This is a genomic window from Borreliella yangtzensis (assembly GCF_014201775.1).
Classification (GTDB): Bacteria; Spirochaetota; Spirochaetia; order Borreliales; family Borreliaceae; genus Borreliella; species Borreliella yangtzensis.
In genome coordinates this window covers 1-3275 of the sequence record NZ_JACHFG010000030.1, presented here as the reverse complement: position 1 = coordinate 3275, position 3275 = coordinate 1, and the positions used below count along the sequence as shown (strand labels likewise).

The following is a 3275-nucleotide window of genomic DNA, read 5'->3' as shown; positions in this document are numbered from 1 at the left end:
CCGCTTATTATTTAAAGAGAGAATGAATAACCACTATAACAAAATATTGTTTAATATGTTTACAGATTTAGAAAAACAAGTATATGAATTTTATGAGAAAAAATATCCAGAACAAGGACCACTTACAAAATGGATAATAAAAAACCTAAAATAATAACCATTGCGTCAATTAAGGGCGGTGTTGGCAAAAGCACAAGTGCTATTATACTTGCAACATTACTTGCAAAAGATTATAAAGTGCTTTTGATAGATATGGATACTCAAGCATCAGTTACTAGTTACTTTTATAAAACACTAATAGAAAGTGAATTTGATTTACTTGAAAAAAATATATATGAGGTTTTAAAAGGAAATCAATTAATAAATGATGTAATTATCAATGTGGACAGTGGGCTTGATTTATTGCCAAGCTATTTAAGTTTACACACCTTTAGTGAAGAACCTTTGCCATATAAAGAACATAGGTTAAAAGATAGTTTTAAATATTTAAAATTTAAATATGATTTTATAATACTTGATACAAATCCCCATTTAGATTCTACATTATCCAATGCTTTAGTTGTTAGTAAACATGTTATAGTTCCAATGACTGCAGAGAAATGGACTATTGAGAGCCTACAATTATTAGAGTTTTTCACAGATAAATTAAAACTTAAACCCAAAGTATTTTTATTTGTAACAAAATTTAAAAAAAATAAAACGCATAAAGATTTATTAGAAATATTGCAAAAAAAAGAAAAATTTTTAGGGATAATATCAGAGCGCGAAGATTTAAATAGAAGAATAGCAAAAAATGATAGATTTGATCTACATAGAGACTATATAAAGGAGTATGTTAGTGTTTTAAATAATTTTATTTCAAAAATATGAAATTTGTCCGATAGTTGGATGATTTTTTTTAACAAAAAATAGGAGGTTGATTATGGACTCAGAAATAAAAATAAACGATAGGGTAATATCAAAAAAAGAAATAAAAAAGGAATTAAGTAACAAAGACGAAATATTAAAGCATTATAATTTGTTAAAAGAGCGTTTAAAATCTAATTTCCAAAAGGAAATTTATAATAAGATAGAAAACATGAAAATTTTAAAAGAAATAAAAGATAATGAATATTATAAGCTTGATGGTTATAAAACTTTTGATGCTTTTATAAAAAATTACAAGTTAGCTAAAAGCCAAACTTATGAATATTTAAAGATAGCATCAGCTATAGAAAATGGCGTCATAGAAGAGCTTTTTTTATTGGAAAACGGGATTAAGGAAACCATACTCTTTTTAAGAAATAGCAATTCAGATGCAGTGAAAAAGTCTAAGCAAAATCCAATAAAACCATTAAGATTTCAGCTTAAAAGCAAAGAGAGTTACGAATTCTACAAAAGTAATGCTAAATTTACAGGATTTTTATTAGATGAGCTTTTTGAAAGTCAAAGAGATTTAGTTAATAAGTTTTTAAAAAGATATAAGCAATTAAAAGGATAGTAAGGGGATTTTATGAATAATTTGGCTTACAGAACATATAATATAGAAAGTATAAAGAATGAATTTTTAAACATAGGGTTTAGTGAGGAAGCAATAGATTTTGTCTTACTTCATAATGATAATTACAGCTTTGAATATTTAAAAGAGAAATTGATTGATGTAGAAAAGAATTTACTAAAAGATATATCTAATTTAGATGTTAAAATAGATACCATAGAAAAGAATCTGAACACTAAAATAGATAATTTAGATACTAAAATAGATTCTGTTAAAACCGAACTTAATGCCAAGATAGACAATGTAGAAAAGAATCTGAACACTAAGATAGATAATTTAGATACTAAAATAGATTCTGTTAAAACCGAACTTAATGCCAAGATAGACAATGTTGAGAAGAGTTTAAATGCTAAGATAGACAATGTAGAAAAGAATCTGAACACTAAGATAGATAGTTTATCTACTAAAATAGATTTTGTAGAAAAAAATTTAAATACCAAAATAGATTTTTTTAAAATTGAACTTACTAATAAGGTTGATAATGTAGAAAAGAATTTGCATTTAAAACTTAACATGGGGAACAGAATGATACATTTTTTGATAATAGCAGCAGCAATTTTTGGACCGTTTATACATTCATTTTTAATGCAATATTTACAAGGCGCCAAATAATAAAATAATATATAATTTTCTTTTTTCAAACATTATATTATAATGCTGGTGAACATTATTAGAAAATAACATTTTATTTTTGCTCTATTTTAAATTAAAACTTATTTAATTTTTTAACAAAAGAATTTAAATAAGTTTTTGTTTTATAAAAATCCAAATTAATTTTAATTCTAAATTAAATCATATTGAATTATGTAAAAAGTTGACAAAAATAATTTTAGAGCTATATATATGTGTATAGCTAAAAATTTTTTGTTATCAAAATAATCCATTTATACTTTAGGTTTAGCAAAGTTCTTTAGGTTAGAATTTAGTTAAACCTTTCATTTTTTTGCAAAAATTTTTGTTAAAAAGTTGGCAAAAATAGTTTTTGCTATACAATTATTTATAAACAAATATAAAGGAGGATGACGATTATGTCACACATAGAAAAAAATCAAAATATCCAAAATATCAGTATCAATGGAGAGGCTAAAATGATAAGTTTTGAACAACAAAGTTTTATTGGTTGCGAAGTATTTGAAGAAAAATCTTTTCCAATTAAAGAAAAAAGTAAATTAAGCAAAATAGGCAAAAAATTACCAGGAATAAGCAGTAAAGAGTGTTTTAGATTTAATAAAAATCTTGATTTTAGCGTGCAAAGAAACAAACTAGATAAATACGGTGCTAGTGAAGTAGGGACTGTTTTAATTGGTGGTGCAGGACTAAAAGACTTAATGGTAAATAGAGTGCTTAAATATTTTGGAATGAGTATGCCTTTTGAAGAGAATTTATACATGTTAAAAGGTAAAGAGTTAGAAAATTTAGGATTTAGAGAGTTTGCTAAGGCACACGATGGTAACATTGCGGTTTTGTATAAAAACAAATACGCTAACGGTGTTGATAAGTATAACTATTTCAAAAAAATGGGTAATTTAGAAAATTTAGTAGGCTCAACAATTGACGGCTGGTTTATTAATCTTTATGGTGATTTAGAACTTTTAGAAATTAAGAGTAGCGATTCTCATTATATGAGTAGCGCTATTGAAGAATACAATAAAAATGGCAATTTCTTAAGTAGCAAGTATTTTTTCAAATACTATGTGCAAGCACAAATGCAGTTAGCATGTACTGGACTTGAGTATTG

The 3275-nt window shown here is 25.2% G+C and carries 5 protein-coding genes; all 5 read left to right on the top strand.

What is annotated here, in order from left to right; genetic code table 11:
* Positions 1 to 154: DUF226 domain-containing protein (locus HNP68_RS06230; RefSeq protein WP_183221522.1), on the top strand; the 154-nt coding region annotated here is incomplete at its 5' end.
* A complete protein-coding gene (locus HNP68_RS06225; RefSeq protein WP_183221520.1) occupies positions 130 to 870 on the top strand; it encodes a ParA family protein in 741 nt (246 codons plus the stop codon). The genes HNP68_RS06230 and HNP68_RS06225, both read left to right, overlap by 25 nt.
* A 52-nt stretch (positions 871 to 922) precedes the next feature.
* Complete coding sequence (locus HNP68_RS06220; protein WP_183221518.1) at positions 923 to 1480, top strand: chromosome replication/partitioning protein; 558 nt, start codon at positions 923 to 925, stop codon at positions 1478 to 1480.
* Between the two features lie 12 nt (positions 1481 to 1492).
* Positions 1493 to 2149 (top strand): Bdr family repetitive protein, encoded by a 657-nt coding sequence (gene bdr / locus HNP68_RS06215; protein ID WP_183221516.1) that lies wholly within the window; start codon positions 1493 to 1495, stop codon positions 2147 to 2149.
* 416 nt (positions 2150 to 2565) lie between these two features.
* Positions 2566 to 3275: YqaJ viral recombinase family protein (locus HNP68_RS06210; protein ID WP_183221514.1), on the top strand; the 710-nt coding region annotated here is incomplete at its 3' end.

Coding starts and splice junctions, on each gene's coding strand:
- HNP68_RS06225 (WP_183221520.1), top strand. CDS start 130: ATGGATAATAAAAAACCTAAAATAATAACCATTGCGTCAATTAAGGGC.
- HNP68_RS06220 (WP_183221518.1), top strand. CDS start 923: ATGGACTCAGAAATAAAAATAAACGATAGGGTAATATCAAAAAAAGAA.
- bdr (WP_183221516.1), top strand. CDS start 1,493: ATGAATAATTTGGCTTACAGAACATATAATATAGAAAGTATAAAGAAT.